Genomic DNA, 19,950 nt, shown 5'->3' with positions numbered 1-19,950 from the left:
TTTTTAGGACTATTGGAGGTTGTTTCTTTCATGACAGAAAAGGTTAAAGTAGTTACTCTCGGATGCGAAAAGAATTTGGTCGATTCCGAGATTATGTCAGGATTAATTCATGGCCGTGGTTTTCAGCTTGTTGATAACAAGGAAGATGCTACTGTCATTATCGTGAACACTTGCGGGTTCATTGATGCAGCGAAAGAAGAATCCGTTAATACAATTTTGGATATGGCAGAACTAAAGCAAACAGCGAATCTCAAGGCGCTAATCGTCTCAGGATGTCTTACGCAACGCTACAAAAAGCAGTTGATGGAAGAAATGCCAGAGATTGATGGCATCGTAGGTACCGGAGATTTCGATAAAATCAACCATATCGTAGATGAAGCGCTTCGCGGAAAGAAACCGGTTCTTGTTGGGAATCCGGTGTTTAATTATGATGCGGACCTGCCAAGACTCATGACTACTCCACGATATACAGCCTATGTGAAAATTGCTGAAGGCTGTGATAACGCTTGTACATTCTGCAGTATTCCAATTATGCGTGGAAGCTTCAAAAGCAGAAGCATGGAGTCCATCGTTGCGGAAGTAGCCAATCTTGCTGCACAGGGTGTTAAAGAAATTAGTCTAATCGCTCAGGATTCCACGAATTATGGAACAGATCTATATGATGGTTTCATGCTGCCGACCTTGCTGAATAAAGTGAGTGAAGTCGAAGGCATCGAATGGGTACGGCTGCACTATGCATACCCTGGATTCTTTAGTGATGAATTGATTGCTGTCATGGCATCTAATCCGAAGGTATGTAAGTACATCGATATGCCGCTTCAACACAGTGAAGATTCTATCCTCAAACGGATGCGCAGACCTGGCCGTCAGAAGGATACGCGTGAACTGGTTCGTAAAATTCGTGAAGCGATTCCTGATGTAGCCCTACGCACATCACTAATCGTAGGTTTCCCAGGCGAAACTGAACAAGATTTTGAGAACTTGAAACAATTTGTTCGCGATGTTCAGTTTGACCGTCTTGGTGTTTTTGCCTATTCCAAGGAAGATGATACGCCAGCAGCTCGTTTACCGGACCAAGTTCCTGATGATGTAAAAGAGTACCGCGCGAACGCGATTATGGAAATTCAGCGTGAAATCTCGAATCTGCGTGGCGGACGCCGCATCGGGCAGGAAATTGACGTGCTGATCGAAAGATACGATGGTAGAAGTGATGTATATATTGGGCGTTCCCAATTTGATGCTCCTGAGATTGATGGAGAAGTATTCGTGTCGAATGCGAAGCTTAACATAGGTGAACTAGCTAAAGTTCGCATTACCCACTCTTATGAGTTTGACTTATCTGGGGAGGTAATTGCATGAACCTAGCTAACCGCATCACCGTGGCGAGGATTTTATTAGTACCTATTATCATGTTTTTTCTGTTGATTAAGGTGAAATTCCCTCATATACGGATAGAGGAATTTAGCATAACGTATAATCAAATTATTGCTGCTTTAATTTTCATTATTGCAGCGAGTACAGATAGTTTAGATGGTTACATTGCCAGAAAACGTAATCTTGTAACTAACTTGGGCAAGCTGCTTGATCCTTTAGCGGATAAGCTGCTTGTTACGGCTGTGCTCGTCTCATTAGTGGAAATGGGCAAAGTAGATGCTTGGATTGTCATTGTCATTATCAGTAGAGAGTGGGCTGTCACAGGACTTCGCCAAATTGCTCTATTGGAAGGCACCGTGATGGCAGCTAGCAAATGGGGAAAAGCGAAGACGGCAGCTCAGATTACAGCCATCATTGCACTACTTATCAATAATTTTCCTTTTACGTTTCTGCACTTTCCTTTTGATGTTATAGCTAGTTGGGTAGCAGCAATTATTACCGTGTATTCAGGTGTAGAGTACTTTGTAAAAAATAAGCATGTCATAGATTTTTCAGAAAAAGCGCAATAGGGCAACCTATTGTGTTTTTTCTACCACATTAGGGATCTTTGGTCGTAGACCAAAGTCTCGCCGCATCAGGGATCTTTGGTTGGAGACCAAAATCCCAATATGAGGTCACTCATCTTTGAATGGCCGAGGGTAGAGGTTTTCTCATTTTAAGGAGGGAATTCGAAATGAAAGCTGAGATAATCGCAGTTGGAACGGAACTTTTACTAGGCCAAATTGTAAATACAAATGCTCAATTTCTCTCCAGAGAATGTGCTGCGCTTGGCGTAGATATGTATTTCCAAACTGTCGTTGGTGACAATGAACAGAGGTTGCTAGATAGCTTCAAATTAGCCGCTTCAAGGGCTGACGTGGTTATTTGTACAGGAGGTCTTGGACCTACGCAGGATGATTTGACGAAAGATGTGCTTGCTGCGTTTGTTGGCCGTGAATTGATTTTGCATGAGCCCTCTATGAAAATAATCACGGATATGTTCCAGTCACGCGGGATCCATATGGTGGAAAGCAATAGACGACAAGCGATGATGATAGAGGGAAGTGATCCTTTACATAACGAAACAGGACTTGCAGTTGGTAATGCATTTACATACGAAGGGACACATTTCATTCTGCTGCCTGGCCCGCCCAAAGAAATGAAGCCTATGTTCGCCAAGTATGCGGCCCCTTGGCTGCGTGCACGGATGACTAATGAGATTCCGCTATATTCCAAAATGCTTAAATTTGCCGGCATCGGTGAATCTAATTTGGAGCATCAATTACTTGATCTTATCCAAGCTCAAACGGACCCAACGATCGCTCCATATGCCAAAGAAAGCGAAGTGACGATTCGCTTAACAACACGTGCACAGACACCTTTGGAAGGTGAACGGAATCTTCAAGCGACTGAACTAGAGATTAGAAAGCGATTAGGAGAGCATCTCTATGCCGACCAAGATGTTCCCATCGAAACGATTGTGCTGCAATTGCTTGGCGAGAAGAAACAGACACTTGCTGTGGCCGAAAGCTGCACAGGCGGCATGCTAAGTGATTTGATTACTGCAGTGCCGGGGAGTTCCCAATCTTTTCTGGGAGGGATTATTTGTTATTCTAATGCCTTGAAGCATAAGCTGCTCGGCGTTCCAATGGATGTGCTGGAAGGGGAGGGTTCCCCAGGTGCTGTTAGCAGCGAGACAGCGACCCTCTTAGCGGAGCAATTGATTACTGTGACCGGAAGTGTCTTTGGACTATCAGTTACGGGTGTAGCGGGTCCAAGTCCGTCTGAAGGCAAGCCAGTAGGGCTTGTTTATATAGGTTTTGCTCAAAAAGACGTAGCAACAAGGGTTATTACTCTGCAGCTATCTGGTAATCGGGAGTCCATCAAGCATAGAGCGGCCAAAACCGCACTCTATCATTTATGGAAACAGTTGAAAGATAGCTAGAGTTCGCATATAATGAAACTAAGTGTTAACGGAAGAACCGTAACAAAGCGATAACTTTGTTGCGGTTTTTTGTTTGTTCGCTAAAAAGTCGAATGTATGTTCGAAAAAATGCTTGGCAAACACCTGAAAACAAGTTATCATATACCTATAATGATAGAAGAAGGAAGTGAGTGTTTTGTCAGATCGTCGCGCAGCACTTGATAATGCTTTACGTCAAATTGAGAAACAGTTCGGAAAAGGCTCCATTATGAAGCTTGGAGAATCTACACATATGCAAGTTGAAACGATTTCATCCGGCTCTCTTGCGCTTGATATCGCTCTTGGAATAGGTGGATTTCCACGCGGAAGAATTATTGAAGTATATGGACCCGAGTCTTCTGGTAAAACTACGGTAGCTCTGCATGCTATCGCAGAAGTACAGAAGAATGGTGGACAAGCAGCTTTTATCGATGCGGAGCACGCATTGGATCCTTCTTATGCAAGCAAGCTTGGTATTAATATAGATGAGCTTCTACTCTCTCAGCCGGATACCGGTGAACAAGCACTTGAGATCGCTGAAGCACTAGTGCGAAGTGGTGCTGTAGATATTATTGTTATTGACTCTGTAGCGGCATTAGTGCCTAAAGCAGAGATTGAAGGCGACATGGGTGATTCTCACGTGGGTCTGCAGGCTCGTTTGATGTCCCAAGCACTTCGTAAGCTGTCTGGTGCGATCAACAAGTCCAAGGTTATCGCGATTTTCATTAACCAATTGCGTGAAAAAGTTGGCGTCATGTTCGGTAACCCAGAGACAACACCTGGTGGCCGTGCACTTAAGTTCTATTCATCCGTTCGGCTAGATGTTCGTCGTGTGGAAACGATCAAGCAAGGTAATGATATGGTTGGTAACCGCACACGAATTAAAGTCGTTAAGAATAAAGTAGCTCCACCGTTCAAACAAGCGGAAGTGGATATTATGTACGGTGAAGGAATTTCACGCGAAGGCAGTATTATTGATATCGGAACAGAGATGGATATCGTTAATAAAAGCGGAGCTTGGTATTCGTATGAAGGCGAGCGTCTTGGTCAAGGCCGTGAGAATTCGAAGCAGTTTTTGAAAGATAACAAAAGTATCTCGGAAACGATTGAATTACGGATTCGAGAGAACAGTAATTTAATCAAAGCAATCCCTCTTAATGTTGACGAGGAAGATGATGAGTTAGAACCAGATTTCGAATAAGTTTAAATGATCATACATGAAAGCACCTTAAACCTTGTGTTAAGGTGCTTTTCTTCATTGAAGGAGTTGGTTAGTTTTGAATAGTGAAGAGCAACAACCTTTGTTAATCATCACCAAGGTTGAGAAACAGAAGCGTGGGAAGCATCGATACAATATATTTCTAAATGAAGAATACGCATTCTCCGTTCATGAAGATATTTTAATCAAGCATCGGTTAAATAAAGGGGAAACCATACATCTCAAAGAAATCGAAAGTATAACACTTGATGAGGAACAGAATATGGCCTATATAAAGGCAATAAGCATGATAGGCAGACGACCTCATTCATTAAGTGAAGTAAAACGTAAGCTGAAAGAAAAAGGATTCGAAGTGCCTATTATTGCATGGGCATGTGAGAAGCTAGTCCAGCAAAATTATATCAATGATGAGGAATTTGCGAAAATGTGGACAGATAATCGCATTATTTCGCAACGAAAAGGTCGTAATCTCATTCGACAGGAGCTACAACAAAGAGGCATTGATAAAGAATTAGTTAAAAATGCTATGGAGACTATCAATCCCGAAGATGAGTATACAGGGGCAATGAAGTTGGGCCAAACGAAATGGAAGCAAACCTCAGGCAAGACACTGGATCGTAAAAGAAAGACAGGAGCTTTTCTAATGCGGAGAGGTTATACGGGCTCTGTTGTTAACAAGGTTTTGGCGGTATTAAGCAGTGAATCGAGTGAGGAGGAATTTGAAATCTCAGATGACCACTTTGATTGTTAATGTCATTAATTATATGTTAAGTTAGTTAATGACATTAAGTGTTGTTTAGGTACTAGAAATACTTATTCTGTCATCTCAGGGACATTCGCTTGACAAGCTTCTTCGACAAAAGATAAAATAACAGTGTATATTTTCATAATGTATTCAAAATCATACTTAATTCATTGATTTTGAGGGGACAGATGTAGAAACCGCCAATTTTTACACTGTTGATTATGGATTATTAGCACTATAGTGCCTCTAACGCACGGTGCGCATTCATTTAAAAGCCATGCTCTTAATAAGTAGGGTATGTATGACTAGTCAAACAATTAAAAATCGGATTAAAAAACCGAAGGGAATCCCAGGCTAACACCTTGGAGAAACCAACGAGGAGGTGAACAAGATGATGCCATTCATCTGGATCGCGATCATTCTCATTGTTGGAGCTGCATGCTTAGGGATTGGTTATTTTATCCGTAAATCTCTTGCAGAAGCGAAAATTTCCAGTGCTGAAACAGCCGCTGAACAGATTAGAGAATCTGCAAAGAAGGAAGCAGAAGCACTGAAAAAAGAAACGGTTCTGGAAGCAAAGGACGAAGTGCATAAACTGAGGTCCGAAGCTGAAAAAGACATTCGTGAACGTCGAAATGAAATTCAACGACAAGAAAGACGATTGTTGCAAAAAGAGGAATCGCTGGATAAAAAATTAGAATCTCTCGAGCGTAAAGAAGAGCAAGTTGCCAACAAAGAGAAGCGGATCGAGGATACGCAATCACAAATTGATCAGCTTTATAAAAGCCAAGTTTCGGAGTTAGAGCGAATTTCTGGGCTTACAATGGATGAAGCTAAGAGTATCATTCTTACAAATGTAGAACAGGAAGTTCGTCACGAAACCGCACAGCTTATTAAAGAAATCGAACAGCAGGCCAAAGAAGAAGGCGATAAGAAAGCCCGTGAAATCATCACGCTCGCCATTCAACGTTGTGCTGCAGATCACGTTGCTGAAACAACCGTTTCAGTTGTATCATTGCCAAATGAAGAAATGAAAGGCCGCATCATCGGACGTGAAGGACGTAATATTCGCGCACTGGAAACATTGACGGGTATCGACCTTATTATTGATGATACGCCAGAAGCAGTTATTTTATCAGGATTTGATCCAATCCGACGCGAAATTGCTCGTACATCTTTAGAAAAGCTTGTTGCTGATGGACGTATTCATCCAGCACGCATAGAAGAGATGGTTGAGAAATCCCGTAAAGAAGTGGACGAACGTATCCGCGAATATGGGGAGCAAGCCACGTTTGAGGTTGGTGTACACGGATTGCATCCTGACTTGATCAAAATTTTGGGTCGTTTGAAATTCAGAACAAGTTACGGTCAAAACGTGTTGAAACATTCCATGGAAGTAGCTTATCTGGCTGGTCTGATGGCCGGGGAGCTCGGGGTAGACGTAACTTTGGCGAAACGTGCCGGGCTGCTTCATGACATCGGTAAGGCGCTAGACCACGAGGTTGAAGGATCTCATGTGGAAATCGGTGTTGAGATTGGTAAAAAGTATAAGGAGCATCCAGTCGTTATTAATAGTATTGCTTCGCATCACGGTGACGTGGAAGCAACCTCTGTTATTGCGATGTTAGTAGGAGCTGCAGATGCTTTATCCGCAGCAAGACCTGGAGCACGCAGAGAGACGCTTGAAACGTATATTAAACGTCTGGAGAAGCTTGAAGAAATTTCGGAATCCTTCGAAGGTGTTGAGAAATCATACGCCATTCAAGCAGGTCGCGAAGTACGCGTAATGGTTCAGCCGGAGAAAGTGGATGATACCGAGGCGTTCCGTCTAGCCCGCGATATTACGAAGAAAATCGAGAGTGAACTCGATTATCCAGGACATATTAAGGTTACGGTCATTCGTGAAACAAGGGCTGTTGAATACGCTAAATAAGATACCAAATGCGAAAAGTGGCTATTATAGCCACTTTTCCTTATTTTCAGGCTGGTCATTGAAATCATCAATTGCTCGCCTTTGCATCTAGTGTTTATAAAGGAGCTATAATTTGTTATGAAAATAGTATTTATTGGAGATATTGTAGGATCTGTTGGAAGAAAAGCGTTAAAAAATATTATGCCTAGATTAAAACAAGCTCATCCTCACGCAGTGTTCATTGCTAATGGTGAGAATGCTGCTGCAGGGAAAGGTATTACATCGGCTATTGCTAAAGAAATCTATGAGATGGGCATTCAGGCTCTGACGATGGGTAATCATACATGGGACCAGAAAGAGATTTTTGATTTCATTGATCGTGACGAGAAGATGGTTCGACCCGCTAACTTTCCTCCTGGAACACCGGGTAGAGGACATACGATCATTAAGGTCAAGGATCAGGAATTACTGATTATTAATTTGCAAGGACGCACATTCTTACCGCCGATTGATTGCCCATTTCGTAAAGTGGACGAAATTCTTGAAGCGGATAAGAAGAAACATAAATTTGTATTTGTCGATTTCCATGCGGAAGCAACCTCTGAGAAAATTGCAATGGGTTGGCATTTGGATGGTAAAGTGTCAGCAGTTGTCGGTACTCATACACATGTACAAACGAATGATAACCGTGTTTTGCCGCAAGGAACAGCTTATGTAACCGATGTAGGGATGGTAGGGCCGCGTGATGGTATTCTAGGCGTTGAACGTAATGCTGTACTGCAAAAGTTCAAAACACAGCTTCCAGTTCGATTCGTAACGGATGAAGGCAAATGGCATTTCCATGCTGTTGTAATTGAATTGAACGATCAGACAGGTTTGGCAAAAGGAATTAACCTTATCCGTTATGATGAAGATCAAGTTTTCATGGATTAGCAGATAATTCCAAATTTTGCGAACATTTAAATTGGATACGATAGCATGTTTGTGAAACCTTGAGAATATGATGGGTAATGGAATCTATCCATCATTCCCGAGGAGGTACTATTCATGGATGTATTAAAAGTTTCAGCAAAGTCCAATCCAAACTCCGTAGCAGGTGCATTGGCAGGTGTTTTGCGTGAGCGTGGAGCTGCTGAGCTCCAAGCTATAGGTGCAGGCGCCTTAAACCAAGCCATCAAAGCAGTAGCTATCGCAAGAGGATTTGTCGCGCCCAGTGGAGTTGACTTAATTTGTGTACCAGCCTTCACAGACATCGTGATTGACGGGGAAGATCGGACGGCCATTAAACTTATTGTAGAGCCAAGGTAATAAACCGTACCATACTAAATAACTAGCCTGTTTACCTAGTAGACAGGTTTTTCACAATTCCTATCAAACCTCTGCTTAGGGGTTTTTGTGTTGTTTAGAAGATGGTGTATAGGAGGCTGCTAGGATGAGAATAATGGATGGTCACTGCGATGCGCTTACGAAATTATATATGAACCCTAAGCTGGATTTCGATAAGGAAGAACAAGAGTTGGATGTTAGTTATCCAAGACTTAAGCAAGCGGGAGTAAAAGTTCAGTGCTTTGCCATCTACTTATCGGACTCCATTCAGCAGCCTACATTCGATCATATTTTGCAAATGGTTGATTTATTTCATCGAAAAATTATTCGTCATCCAGGAATGAAATTTATTCAGAATGTAGAAGACTGGCGAACGGTTGAAGCGGGGGAACAGATTGGAGCTATTCTTACTCTTGAAGGTTTAGATGCAATAGCTGGTAATATGACACATTTAAGGATTCTTCACCACCTTGGTGTTAGAAGTATTGGTTTGACTTGGAACTATGCAAATTGGGCAGCAGATGGTGTTATGGAGCCGCGTAAAAGTGGTTTTACAAGAAAAGGCAAGCTGATGTTAAAAGAATTAGAAACTATGGGTATAATAGCAGATGTATCACATTTATCAGTAACGGCGTTCTGGGAATTGGTTGAGGTATATGCTAAACCATTCATTGCATCCCATTCGAATGCTCAAAAAGTTTGTCCTCATCCAAGAAATTTATCAGATGAACAAATCAAAGCTATCATCCAGTGTCAAGGGCTGATCGGGATTACGTTCGTTCCTTATTTTGTAGATAGCACTAATTTAGCTGTTCCCATTACGACACTGCTAAAGCATATTGATCATGTTTGTTCATTGGGTGGGGAAGGGCATATTGGCTTCGGATCGGATTTTGATGGGATTGAGCAATGGATGAAAGGTTTGAGGCATGTCGGTCAATACGGAAATATAATAGAAGCTTTATGTAAAAACTATAAGGAAACACAAGTGGAGGCATTCCTCTATGGAAATTGGCGGAAATTCATGCTCACCAATCTTCCGAGATGAAAGTTGGGAATCATTCTAATATTGATATGGATTCGATCTAAAAACTCTATGTTTTAGAATCGTTTAAACCCCTTGCAATTTACTCTGTAAAGGCATAGAATTTGGATGACAGTGAAAGAAAATTTTTATAGCGTCATCTTAAATTACACAAATCAGCTTTTTTAGGTCTTCATGCAGCTACAATCAAAAGGAGTGGACGTACGGTGATTAGTCAGTTATCTTGGAAAATCGGAGGTCAGCAGGGTGAAGGGGTCGAAAGTACAGACCGCATTTTCTCTACTGCATTGAACCGTCTCGGTTACTATTTGTATGGGTACCGTCATTTCTCTTCACGGATTAAGGGGGGACATACAAATAACAAGATTCGCATCAGCACTAAACCGATTCGCGCAATTTCAGACGATTTGGACATTCTGGTCGCTTTCGACCAAGAAAGTATCGATTTTAACGCACACGAACTTCGTGATAACGGTGTTATTGTTGCAGATGCAAAGTTTAACCCCGTTTTACCTGAAGGAATTAAAGCACGTTTGTTTCCAGTTCCAATTACTGCGATTGCAGAAGAACTAGGAACTTCCCTATTTAAGAACATGGCCGCTTCAGGCGCTTCTTGGGCATTGCTCGGTTTGCCGCTTGACGTGTTTAATAAAGCTGTTGAAGAAGAATTTGGCCGTAAAGGCGCAGCTGTTGTAGAAAAAAATATTGAAGCTGTTCGTAAAGGTGCAGAATCCGTACTAGAATTAGCCGGTGGACCTATTGCTGACTTCCAATTGGAACCAGCTGACGGCAATCAAAAATTGTTCATGATCGGTAACGATGCCATCGCTCTTGGAGCTGTAGCTGCAGGTTGCCGCTTTATGCCAGCTTACCCAATTACACCAGCATCTGAAGTTATGGAATACTTGCAAAAAGCACTTCCTAAATTGGGTGGAACTGTTATCCAAACCGAAGATGAAATTGCAGCATGTACAATGGCTATCGGTGCAAACTACGCAGGTGCTCGTGCACTTACTGCTTCTGCAGGTCCTGGTCTATCTTTGATGATGGAAGCCATTGGTCTGGCGGGTATGACTGAAACGCCTGTTGTTATCGTAGATACACAACGTGGTGGTCCAAGTACGGGTCTTCCGACAAAACAAGAACAATCCGATTTGAATGCGATGGTATACGGTACACACGGTGAAATCCCGAAAATCGTTCTTTCCCCAAGCACGATTGAAGAGTGCTTCTATGATACGATTGAAGCTTTCAACCTTGCTGAGAAATATCAAGTTCCGGTCATTTTGATGACGGATCTGCAACTCTCCTTGGGTAAACAATCAGCAGAGATGCTAGATTACAACCGCATTGTGATTGACCGCGGAGCACTAGTATCAGATGTTCCTGAACAAGAAGCAAATCAATTGTTCAAACGTTATGAGTTCACGGAAAACGGTGTTTCACCGCGTGTGGTTCCTGGCGTGAAAAATGGTATTCATCATGTTACAGGTGTTGAGCATGACCAAACAGGTCGTCCTTCGGAAAGCACTGAAAACCGTCAACGTATGATGGATAAGCGTCTTGAGAAATTGAAACACATTCAAGTAACGGATGCCATTAAATTCGACGCACCTCATGAGAATCCAGATCTTCTGATTATCGGAATGGGTTCCACTGGTGGAACGATCGATGAAGCGAGAAGCCGCGTTGAACTGGAAGGAATTAAGACAAATCACGCTACAGTGCGTTTGATTCATCCGTTCCCTGCAGAGCAGTTGAGACCTCTTGTTGAAAAAGCAAAAACAGTTATCGTTGTTGAAAACAACGCAACTGGACAATTAGCAGATCAAATTAAACTGCATGTTGGTCATGCAGATAAAATTAAAAACGTTCTTAAATACAATGGTAACCCGTTCTTGCCAGCGGAAATTGAACAAAAATGTAAGGAGTTGACTTTAGCATGGCAACATTAAAAGACTTCCGTAACAATGTAAAGCCTAACTGGTGTCCAGGTTGCGGAGACTTCTCCGTACAAGCGGCCATTCAGCGTGCTGCAGCTAATGTTGGTTTAGAGCCTGAAGGTTTAGCAATCGTATCTGGTATCGGCTGTTCCGGTCGTATCTCTGGTTACATCAATGCTTATGGTTTCCACGGTATTCACGGTAGATCTTTGCCAATCGCACAAGGTGTGAAAATGGCTAACCGCGATTTGACAGTTATCGCTTCAGGCGGTGACGGCGACGGCTTCGCAATTGGTATGGGACATACTGTACATGCGATTCGTCGTAATATTGATGTAACTTATATCGTTATGGATAACCAAATCTACGGTTTGACGAAAGGTCAAGCATCCCCACGTAGTGCTGAAGGTTTCAAAACGAAAAGCGTTCCATCAGGTACAATTGAGTCTGCGATTTCACCTTTAGAAGTTGCGATGGCAGCCGGTGCTTCTTTCGTAGCACAATCGTTCTCCAGTAACTTGAAACAGTTAACGGCTGTTATCGAAGCTGGTTTGAATCACAAAGGCTTCTCTTTGATTAACGTATTTAGCCCATGCGTAACTTTCAATAAAGTAAATACGTATGACTGGTTCAAAGAAAACATCGTGGATCTGGATGAAATTCCTGACTATGATTATACAAACCGTGTGATGGCAATGACCAAAATCATGGAAACAAACTCCATGTTGACGGGTATTATCTATCAAAACAAAGAGAAAAAGAGCTATGAAGATTCCATTCCAAGCTTTGCTAAAGAAGGACTTTCGAAACAAGACCTTAAGCTTTCAGAAGCTGATTTCAGCAAAATGCTTACTGAATTCAAATAATAGTTACACCTTGAGGGCATATGGAGATTTTCCGTATGCCTTTTTTGCTGAGCGGCAATACTGGCTACTATTATAAAAGTTAAAGGATGGGTACTATGAAAACAGTTCCGGTAGGGGTTTCAGCTAGACACATACATCTATCTCCAGTTCATATCGACATTTTATTTGGTCAAGGATATGAATTGACGACGTTTAAGGATCTCTCACAACCCGGTCAATTTGCGGCTCAAGAAACGGTAACGATTGTTGGACCCAAAGGAAAGATCGAAAAGGTACGTATTCTTGGACCCGCACGTCCAAGTACACAAATCGAAGTATCGCGAACGGATGCTTTTTCTTTAGGGATAAATCCGCCGGTACGTGAATCCGGACACATTGAGCAAACTCCTGGGCTTCGTGTCATTGGTCCAAAGGGGGAAGTAGATCTGGAGCAAGGTGTAATAGTCGCGGCTAGACATATTCACTTCCATACTTCGGATGCAAAGAAATGGGGCATTCAAGATAAACAGCTTCTGCGTGTCAGAGTGAATGGAGAACGCCCATTGATTCTCGAAAATGTCATTGCGCGTGTATCTGATAACTATGCATTAGATATGCACATTGACACGGATGAGGGGAATGCTGCTGGTGTGAAAACTGGCGATTTCGCAGAACTAATAGATTAGTTCTGTATGTAAATATTCATACATATGCTAATTTCTTTTTGTACTATGTAGGCATGTGATGCTATAATAAAAGTTGCGTCAGTTTAACAGCAAAACTCAGTTAATGCTTACGAAGTAAGTTTTCTACGAAAACTCTCAGGAGGAAAGAAAGTGGCTAACCAAGTGAAATCCGACAAGGATTATTCCCAATATTTTCAGCCTCCTTCACTGACAGATGCAAAGAAGCGCGGAAAAGAAGAGATCGCCGTACACTATGACTTCACCATTCCTGAGGACATGCAGGAGTTCGGCAAAGATAAATATTATTTGATTCGCACTTACGGATGTCAGATGAATGAGCATGATACAGAAGTAATGAAAGGTTTACTCGAGCAAATGGGCTATCAAACGACAGAGGACAAGTACCAAGCAGATGTTATTCTGCTCAACACTTGTGCGATTCGGGAGAATGCCGAAGATAAGGTGTTCGGTGAGCTGGGCCATTTAAAGGCACTGAAAGCACAGAAACCAGGCCTGGTTCTTGGTGTTTGTGGTTGTATGTCGCAGGAAGAAGCAGTCGTGAATCGAATTATGCAAAAGCATGCTTTTGTAGATTTGATATTCGGAACGCACAATATTCATCGACTTCCGACTTTATTGAAGGATGCCTTCTATAATAAGGAAATGGTCGTTGAGGTATGGTCCAAAGAAGGTGATATCGTTGAGAATTTACCGAAAAAACGTGAAGGAATCCGTGCTTGGGTGAACATCATGTTCGGCTGCGATAAGTTCTGTACATACTGTATAGTCCCTTATACGCGGGGTAAAGAGAGAAGTCGAAGACCACAAGACGTGCTTGCTGAGGTTAGAGACTTGGCTCGTCAAGGGTTTCAGGAAATTACGCTGCTTGGACAGAATGTCAATGCCTATGGTAAAGATTTTGAGGATATTACGTATTCATTCGCTGATTTGATGGACGATATTCGTAAAATTGATGTACCGCGTATTCGCTTTACTACTTCGCATCCAAGAGATTTTGATGATCGCTTGATTGAAGTACTAGGTAAACGCGGTAATCTTGTAGAACATATTCATTTGCCAGTTCAATCGGGTAATACCGAGGTTCTGAAAAGAATGAGCAGAAAATATTCCAGAGATCATTATTTACAGCTGGCCGGTAAAATTAAAGAAACGATGCCCGATGTCGTTCTGACAACAGATATTATTGTTGGTTTTCCTGGCGAAACAGATGAACAGTTCGATGAGACCATGTCTCTTTATGAGGAGGTAGGCTTCGATTTCGCGTTTACATTTATTTATTCACCGCGAGAAGGTACGCCTGCTGCCGATATGGAAGACAATGTACCGATGGAAGTGAAGAAACAACGTCTTTATCGCTTGAATGAGTTAGTAAATAAACACAGTAAAGCGAGTAATGAGAGATTGTTAGGGCAGACCGTTGAAGTACTAGTTGAAGGCGAAAGTAAAAATAACGCTGATGTACTAGCTGGTCGCACTCGGACGAATAAATTGATTCATTTTACTGGTGATAAATCTTTAATTGGTCAAATGGTTGAAGTGGAAGTCACGCATGCACAAACTTGGATTTTGAAGGGTGAAATTGTAAACAAACCCATGAAAATATCCATTTAATTTGATGGTGAAATAGATAGGAGCGTGTTTAGAAGTGTCCCAATGTGATCATAATCATAACGATAATCAGCCTCATGCTTTTAAAGTAGAGGAGTTTACAAATACGGAAATGATCGTACGCGAAGATATTTTAACCAAAGCCAAGGAATTGGCTGAATTGTTAACGACTTCGAATGAGGTACAGTTTTATCAAAAGGCTGAGAAGCAAATCGCTACGAATCCTGATATCCAGGTTCTAATTAGTGCGATCAAAAAGAAACAGAAGGAAGTCGTTGCTTTCGAGACTTTCCAAAATGCTAAAATGATTGAGAAAATTGAGAATGAGATTGAAGTACTGCAGGATCAATTAGATGAGATTCCGATTGTGAATGAATTCAAGCAAACTCAAGATGATATCAACTATTTATTGCAGCTAGTTATGTCGGTCATTCGTGACACGATTTCGGATAAAATTAATGTAGAAGCAGGCACGGCGGAAGCTCCAACATCTTGCGATTAAGATAACATCCTTTGGGAAATAGAAAATCGCCCTCTACTCAGGCTTACCGCTTGAAATGAGTGGCGATTTTTTCCCAAAAGTGCAACTTATGAAATGAGTCTTTCTATCAGAAAGACGGAAGAAGACTTACTCGAAGGAGACATTGTCATGCTTACAGTTCGTAATTTAAGTAAAGTATATCCTCCGGACAATCAGGTACTTTCACAAGTGAGCTTTCAAGTTGATGAAGGCGAATTCATTGCGGTTATTGGTGGCAGTGGTAGCGGGAAAACCACGTTACTGCGCTGCATCAGTCATCAAGAGAAATGGACAAGCGGTCAGCTGATCTATAACTCCATTGATATATCGAAGCCAGGTCCATTCGAACGCTTCAAATTAGGTAGAGATTTCGCATTTCTTGAAGAAAAGCCTGCTTTGAATCGAAATAAAAGCGCTGTCAAGAATGTCATGATGGGCCGCGTCTATCAAACACCTTTGCGTATTTTGACTGGCATGACTTCAAGAGATGAGCACGTGGACAGCATGGATTATTTAGAAAAAGTGGGGTTGCTTGATAAGGGTGAGAAGAAAGTTGGTCAACTAAGCGGCGGCGAGCAGCAGCGTGTTGCTATTGCTAAAGCGCTAATACTTGGACCAAAGGTACTTGTCGCCGATGAACCTGTATCTGGCCTTGATCCTAAATCAACGGAATATATCTTGCAGGATTTGAAATCGCTTTGCAAAGATCGAAATATGAGCGTCATTGCTACGCTGCACCAAGTTGAACTAGCGGAGAGATATGCCACGCGTATTTGGGGACTTTCTGAAGGTAAAATTGTGCTGGATATCCCGGCTAGGTCACTCACCATGCGTGAAAAAAAGCTCATCTTTGGTGAAGTATGATCCAGGTCTTATTCGTTTGCTTAGGAAATATATGCCGTTCTCCCATGGCAGAAGCCGTTTTTCGTCATCAGGTTAAAAAAGCGGGTTTAGATGCTGTAATTGCTATTGATTCTGCCGGAACCGGAGATTGGCACATTGGACATCCGCCACATCAAGGAACTAGGGATATATTAGATCAGTATCAGATTAATCATGAGGGTCTAATAGCAAGGCAAGTTAGGTCCGATGACTTTGTACAATATACATATATCATCGCGATGGATCAGAGTAATGTAACGAATCTGGCAACGTTTGCGCCTGCGTTAGTAGAAGGTGAGAAACGAGCTGCCATTTATAAATTGCTAGATTTTGCACCTGATCGCACCGATAAAGATGTTCCAGACCCTTATTACACGGGTAACTTTCAAGAGGTGTATGAGATGGTAGAGGAGAGCTGCGAACGCTTACTAGCCTTTATTGTCGAGAAAGAGAATTTGTAAAATCTGTAAATGATCTCTTATGAAATGAAAAAAGCAAGGGCGAGAAAAGATTCTTTTCTTTTCACCTTTGCTTTTTTGTTGTGGAGGAGGTCTAAAATATCGTTATTCCGATGCGCTGCATATATTCAGATATGGCTTTGAGCATACTCGGATGGATGGGAATGATGATATCGGTTGGCCCAATTTCGAACAGCCCGCTGCGGTTATGGACGGTAGCTGCTTGGACATAAATGCGGAAGTAATCAGAACCGGGAGCTGCATGGGTGAATTCTCGATTAGCTGATCGCAAGTTTACGAAGGTGACGGCTTTGAGAGCAGAATGATCGTATGGAATAATGCTAATTATATGTTCCAACTTGAAATAATAATTAATGTGAGGTTTGTGAAGGATCAGCTCTTTGGATGAGACGGTAAGACCGAAATCCCTCTTCTTATGCGACATTTTCAAGTCGCCCTCAAGTGATTTTATCGGAATGAAATCTGAATTCATAGTAAAGCCCTCCTAACCAATCATGGTGATTGCTTGTCTTAACAGAATAGCACAGATCATCAAGGTTGTTAATGGAGAGCGTTGGATGCTCACTTTTGCTGAAATAAAATGGAGCATTGCGTGCCTTGGTTTAAATGACTGGAGAAAGAGATTTTTCCGTTCATCATTTTGATAATACTCATGACCACGACGAGCCCAAGTCCAGTCCCTTGTTCTTTGGTTGTATAGAAGGGCATACCGAGCGAATTTAATTGCTGTTTACTCATTCCGACACCAGTATCAGAAATAGAAATTTGTACGGCATTAGGCAGTTTACAGGTGCTTAATGAAATTTTACCGCCATTAGGCATGGACTCAATCGCATTCTTAACAAGATTCATCAAACATTGGCGCAGCTTTTTGGATTCTCCTAGGATGTATAGGGGATCTTCATTTTCATGACTAATATGGATAGCAACCTGGTGATCTGCAGCAAATGGCGTGATGAAACGCAGCATAGCTTCTATCTCTTCTTTGAGTTCTAATTGTTCCTGTAAGTTAGATGACGGCTTGGCATAGTTTAAGTAATCACCCAGGATGGCATTCGCTTGATCCACACCCGACAACGCAAGGTCGACATAACGTTTGTGATCGTTGAAGGATAGCTCTTTCTGGTCCAGCAACTGTAGGAAGCCCCTTGTTGATGTGAGAGGATTACGTATTTCATGAGAAATGGTGGCAGCGAACTGTCCGAGCATTCGATCCTTTTCCAATGCGACAAGTCTCTGTTTGTGAACCTCATGTTTTTTCACGAAAAATTGTAAGTATGTAATCATCCATAGACAGAAAAAGGAAAAAATTACGGTGTATGCAGCATACAAAGTAATAGGAGATTGTATGTACAGCATCATAAGAGCATACAATACTTCGTACACGAGCAGCATACTCGTTGCATAAGTTAATTTCATCTTAAGTGTAGGTTGATTTGTAGTATTTCTGATGAGAAATCCACCTAATAGTAAAACAGCACTGCTGATTAGAGCGGGTTGCCAGTAGTAATTCAGGACGACCATACAGCCTATGTTAAATAAGGTCCAGGTAATAAAAGCTGGGATAAATCCGACAAACAGAATTACTGCAATCAAGCTGATTGGAAACAAATGGAGGGAATAAATTAAGGGATCAATGTCTTCAAATTTCCAGTACAAAAAGATGAGTACGATTAAAACAATTGCGAATAGAAATCTACGCTGATATTCTTTGTAAATGAAAATAGGGGTAAGAACTAGATGGATTAATATAGCACTCATGATGTAGAAGAGACCATGTAGTTCATTGGAAATGATTGAATGGAGCATATGAAATGCCATCCTTTCCGCTGTCCGACAGTATCTTTATTATTTCTACATTATCTCACATAAACTGACCTTATCAAGAGAATTGGGGCATTTCGAATGCTAAAGATTTGATAAAGACTTATGGTGTTATTCCTATAAACCGCTGTATAATAAAGGAACACGAAGATGCAAGCGTTTACAATCTGGGTTGGTTGTCAAACAAGGAGAGATGAGGATGCGAGCGTGCTCACAGGTTTGCGGTGTTGTCTTTAATCCGATTGATGATGATTATGTGGACGTATGTGAGGATTGTGAGGAAGCCGAGAAAGATAATTCTACTCAAGATGAGAATTCAGGGCCGAAAAGTTACTATTTAGGAGGGTGCGGCCTCATAATCGATTATTTGCTATAAATGAACCCTTCAAAAAAAGGTTGATTACCAGAGATTTCTTGTTACAATGAGAGTAGATTTACTATTCATACTATTCATTCTTTATGCAGTTCATTTTTGAAAGGAGACCTGGCATGGTAACTTTACCTAAATTGAACGATCTCGGTTTTTTTGAGATTAGACTGGAATCCATCGGTGGACTCGGCGCAAATCTAGCAGGTAAGATGCTGGCGGAAGCGGGAGTCGTTGGGGTGGGTTTGAACGGAGTTAGCTTTTCTTCCTATGGTTCAGAGAAGAAAGGATCGGCAGTGAAAGCACATATAAGGTTTTGTGACATGGATACGAGAATTCGGGATACTTCACCGGTCGAACGACCGCATGTTGTCGGTGTTTTTCACGAATCACTCTCCAAAACTGTAAACGTTATCAGTGGCATCTACGAAGATAGTACAGTACTTGTGAATTCGACAAAAACACCGGATGAGTTGAAGGAAAAGATGAAGCTCCGGGGCGGTACCATTGCCGTTATCGATGCAATTGGAATCTCACTTGAGGAGAAGAACCGTGTGAACATGGCGATGCTTGGCGCGCTGTTCCGGTTGTGTGATTTCCTTGATCCAGATGTCATGAGAGGCGTTATTCGTAAATCGTTGGAAAAGAAATATCCGCTTGCAGTTGCACCTGCCTTACGAACTTTTGACCGCGGTTACAATGAAGTTAAGTTCCAAACGTATGCGCTTCCAGAAGGAGAGACGATGCCCGATTTCGTGCGTTTCGATACGCCAGTGCTTGGCTATGAAACGCAGTCCATTGGTGGTGTCATAACGAACCCTGGGAACAGTATTCTGAAAGATTTAAGCATTTCACGTGCGGGAATGATGCCGCATTTCCATGAAGATAAATGTATTCACTGTGCTTCCTGCGATAATGTTTGTCCGGATTTCTGTTTCGTTTGGGATGAACTCCCCGACAAGAAGGGGCGGCCTCAAATGTTCTTACAGGGGATCGACTATCAATATTGCAAAGGCTGCCTTAAATGTGTACAGGCTTGTCCGACCGAAGCGCTCACTAATGAGCGGGAAGAAGATGGTTATGCGGATTTAAATCGCATGCCGCATCGATTCAATCTAGCTGTAAACTCTTAGAGAGTATTTATGGGAGAAG

20 protein-coding genes are annotated in these 19,950 nt (G+C 42.0%); 18 read left to right on the top strand and 2 right to left on the bottom strand.

Annotated elements, in window-relative coordinates:
• Positions 1 to 30: 30 nt before the first annotated feature.
• The 16 genes from rimO to AC58U0_RS13690 all read left to right on the top strand — a co-directional run bounded on the left by rimO (position 31) and on the right by AC58U0_RS13690 (position 16,589).
• Positions 31 to 1,359, top strand: a complete 1,329-nt coding sequence (gene rimO, locus AC58U0_RS13765; protein WP_047672979.1) for a 30S ribosomal protein S12 methylthiotransferase RimO — start codon at positions 31 to 33, stop codon at positions 1,357 to 1,359.
• A complete protein-coding gene (gene pgsA, locus AC58U0_RS13760; RefSeq protein ID WP_057301502.1) occupies positions 1,356 to 1,943 on the top strand; it encodes a CDP-diacylglycerol--glycerol-3-phosphate 3-phosphatidyltransferase in 588 nt (195 codons plus the stop codon). The genes rimO and pgsA overlap by 4 nt, the downstream gene beginning before the upstream one ends.
• Positions 1,944 to 2,107: 164 nt before the next feature.
• Entirely contained in the window at positions 2,108 to 3,358 is a 1,251-nt protein-coding gene (locus tag AC58U0_RS13755) for a competence/damage-inducible protein A (protein WP_497379551.1), read from the top strand.
• A 175-nt stretch (positions 3,359 to 3,533) separates the two neighbouring features.
• A complete protein-coding gene (recA, locus tag AC58U0_RS13750; RefSeq protein WP_056832791.1) occupies positions 3,534 to 4,577 on the top strand; it encodes a recombinase RecA in 1,044 nt (347 codons plus the stop codon).
• A 76-nt stretch (positions 4,578 to 4,653) separates the two neighbouring features.
• Positions 4,654 to 5,346: a regulatory protein RecX gene (locus tag AC58U0_RS13745; RefSeq protein ID WP_497379550.1), complete on the top strand. Its 693-nt coding sequence runs from the start codon at positions 4,654 to 4,656 to the stop codon at positions 5,344 to 5,346.
• A gap of 385 nt (positions 5,347 to 5,731) precedes the next feature.
• The gene (gene rny / locus AC58U0_RS13740; protein ID WP_057301499.1) at positions 5,732 to 7,273 is read left to right on the top strand and encodes a ribonuclease Y; all 1,542 of its coding nucleotides are present in this window, start codon (positions 5,732 to 5,734) and stop codon (positions 7,271 to 7,273) included.
• Between the two features lie 117 nt (positions 7,274 to 7,390).
• On the top strand, positions 7,391 to 8,185 hold the full coding sequence (locus AC58U0_RS13735; protein ID WP_497379549.1) for a TIGR00282 family metallophosphoesterase: 795 nt from the start codon (positions 7,391 to 7,393) through the stop codon (positions 8,183 to 8,185).
• A gap of 114 nt (positions 8,186 to 8,299) precedes the next feature.
• Positions 8,300 to 8,560 (top strand): stage V sporulation protein S, encoded by a 261-nt coding sequence (locus tag AC58U0_RS13730; RefSeq protein ID WP_028558349.1) that lies wholly within the window; start codon positions 8,300 to 8,302, stop codon positions 8,558 to 8,560.
• Positions 8,561 to 8,684: 124 nt separating this feature from the next.
• The gene (locus tag AC58U0_RS13725; RefSeq protein WP_497379548.1) at positions 8,685 to 9,626 is read left to right on the top strand and encodes a dipeptidase; all 942 of its coding nucleotides are present in this window, start codon (positions 8,685 to 8,687) and stop codon (positions 9,624 to 9,626) included.
• Positions 9,627 to 9,829: 203 nt separating this feature from the next.
• Positions 9,830 to 11,578 (top strand): 2-oxoacid:acceptor oxidoreductase subunit alpha, encoded by a 1,749-nt coding sequence (locus tag AC58U0_RS13720; protein WP_497379547.1) that lies wholly within the window; start codon positions 9,830 to 9,832, stop codon positions 11,576 to 11,578.
• Complete coding sequence (locus AC58U0_RS13715; RefSeq protein WP_057301495.1) at positions 11,566 to 12,432, top strand: 2-oxoacid:ferredoxin oxidoreductase subunit beta; 867 nt, start codon at positions 11,566 to 11,568, stop codon at positions 12,430 to 12,432. The genes AC58U0_RS13720 and AC58U0_RS13715 overlap by 13 nt, the downstream gene beginning before the upstream one ends.
• Before the next feature lie 95 nt (positions 12,433 to 12,527).
• Positions 12,528 to 13,097, top strand: a complete 570-nt coding sequence (gene pduL, locus AC58U0_RS13710) for a phosphate propanoyltransferase (protein WP_497379546.1) — start codon at positions 12,528 to 12,530, stop codon at positions 13,095 to 13,097.
• A gap of 150 nt (positions 13,098 to 13,247) precedes the next feature.
• On the top strand, positions 13,248 to 14,729 hold the full coding sequence (gene miaB / locus AC58U0_RS13705; RefSeq protein WP_497379545.1) for a tRNA (N6-isopentenyl adenosine(37)-C2)-methylthiotransferase MiaB: 1,482 nt from the start codon (positions 13,248 to 13,250) through the stop codon (positions 14,727 to 14,729).
• Positions 14,730 to 14,838: 109 nt separating this feature from the next.
• A complete protein-coding gene (locus AC58U0_RS13700; protein ID WP_060645408.1) occupies positions 14,839 to 15,228 on the top strand; it encodes a YlbF/YmcA family competence regulator in 390 nt (129 codons plus the stop codon).
• A gap of 147 nt (positions 15,229 to 15,375) precedes the next feature.
• Complete coding sequence (locus AC58U0_RS13695; RefSeq protein ID WP_497379544.1) at positions 15,376 to 16,110, top strand: phosphonate ABC transporter ATP-binding protein; 735 nt, start codon at positions 15,376 to 15,378, stop codon at positions 16,108 to 16,110.
• The gene (locus AC58U0_RS13690; protein ID WP_497379543.1) at positions 16,107 to 16,589 is read left to right on the top strand and encodes a low molecular weight protein-tyrosine-phosphatase; all 483 of its coding nucleotides are present in this window, start codon (positions 16,107 to 16,109) and stop codon (positions 16,587 to 16,589) included. The genes AC58U0_RS13695 and AC58U0_RS13690 overlap by 4 nt, the downstream gene beginning before the upstream one ends.
• Positions 16,590 to 16,680: 91 nt before the next feature.
• On the opposite strand, the gene AC58U0_RS13685 is transcribed toward AC58U0_RS13690, so the two are convergent.
• Together AC58U0_RS13685 and AC58U0_RS13680 are read right to left on the bottom strand one after the other, a co-directional pair.
• Positions 16,681 to 17,079 carry a hypothetical protein gene (locus tag AC58U0_RS13685; protein WP_057301490.1) on the bottom strand — a complete coding sequence of 133 codons (399 nt, stop codon included), beginning with the start codon at positions 17,077 to 17,079 and terminating at the stop codon, positions 16,681 to 16,683.
• Positions 17,080 to 17,168: 89 nt separating this feature from the next.
• Positions 17,169 to 18,416 carry an ATP-binding protein gene (locus tag AC58U0_RS13680; RefSeq protein WP_497379542.1) on the bottom strand — a complete coding sequence of 416 codons (1,248 nt, stop codon included), beginning with the start codon at positions 18,414 to 18,416 and terminating at the stop codon, positions 17,169 to 17,171.
• Positions 18,417 to 18,630: 214 nt separating this feature from the next.
• Between AC58U0_RS13680 and AC58U0_RS13675 the strand changes: the two genes are divergently transcribed.
• Positions 18,631 to 18,807, top strand: a complete 177-nt coding sequence (locus tag AC58U0_RS13675; RefSeq protein WP_497379541.1) for a hypothetical protein — start codon at positions 18,631 to 18,633, stop codon at positions 18,805 to 18,807.
• Between the two features lie 113 nt (positions 18,808 to 18,920).
• Complete coding sequence (locus AC58U0_RS13670) at positions 18,921 to 19,931, top strand: 2-oxoacid:acceptor oxidoreductase family protein (RefSeq protein ID WP_029195292.1); 1,011 nt, start codon at positions 18,921 to 18,923, stop codon at positions 19,929 to 19,931.
• Positions 19,932 to 19,950: the final 19 nt, after the last annotated feature.

The organism is Paenibacillus sp. J31P190 (assembly GCF_059692075.1).
This window is presented reverse-complemented; position numbering and strand designations above follow the sequence as displayed.

Bases quoted from the DNA above. Each gene is read 5' to 3' on its own strand.
- rimO (WP_047672979.1), top strand. From the start codon at position 31: ATGACAGAAAAGGTTAAAGTAGTTACTCTCGGATGCGAAAAGAATTTG.
- pgsA (WP_057301502.1), top strand. From the start codon at position 1,356: ATGAACCTAGCTAACCGCATCACCGTGGCGAGGATTTTATTAGTACCT.
- AC58U0_RS13755 (WP_497379551.1), top strand. From the start codon at position 2,108: ATGAAAGCTGAGATAATCGCAGTTGGAACGGAACTTTTACTAGGCCAA.
- rny (WP_057301499.1), top strand. From the start codon at position 5,732: ATGATGCCATTCATCTGGATCGCGATCATTCTCATTGTTGGAGCTGCA.
- AC58U0_RS13735 (WP_497379549.1), top strand. From the start codon at position 7,391: ATGAAAATAGTATTTATTGGAGATATTGTAGGATCTGTTGGAAGAAAA.
- AC58U0_RS13730 (WP_028558349.1), top strand. From the start codon at position 8,300: ATGGATGTATTAAAAGTTTCAGCAAAGTCCAATCCAAACTCCGTAGCA.
- AC58U0_RS13725 (WP_497379548.1), top strand. From the start codon at position 8,685: ATGAGAATAATGGATGGTCACTGCGATGCGCTTACGAAATTATATATG.
- AC58U0_RS13715 (WP_057301495.1), top strand. From the start codon at position 11,566: ATGGCAACATTAAAAGACTTCCGTAACAATGTAAAGCCTAACTGGTGT.
- pduL (WP_497379546.1), top strand. From the start codon at position 12,528: ATGAAAACAGTTCCGGTAGGGGTTTCAGCTAGACACATACATCTATCT.
- AC58U0_RS13700 (WP_060645408.1), top strand. From the start codon at position 14,839: ATGATCGTACGCGAAGATATTTTAACCAAAGCCAAGGAATTGGCTGAA.
- AC58U0_RS13695 (WP_497379544.1), top strand. From the start codon at position 15,376: ATGCTTACAGTTCGTAATTTAAGTAAAGTATATCCTCCGGACAATCAG.
- AC58U0_RS13690 (WP_497379543.1), top strand. From the start codon at position 16,107: ATGATCCAGGTCTTATTCGTTTGCTTAGGAAATATATGCCGTTCTCCC.
- AC58U0_RS13685 (WP_057301490.1), bottom strand. From the start codon at position 17,079: ATGAATTCAGATTTCATTCCGATAAAATCACTTGAGGGCGACTTGAAA.
- AC58U0_RS13680 (WP_497379542.1), bottom strand. From the start codon at position 18,416: ATGCTCCATTCAATCATTTCCAATGAACTACATGGTCTCTTCTACATC.
- AC58U0_RS13675 (WP_497379541.1), top strand. From the start codon at position 18,631: ATGCGAGCGTGCTCACAGGTTTGCGGTGTTGTCTTTAATCCGATTGAT.
- AC58U0_RS13670 (WP_029195292.1), top strand. From the start codon at position 18,921: ATGGTAACTTTACCTAAATTGAACGATCTCGGTTTTTTTGAGATTAGA.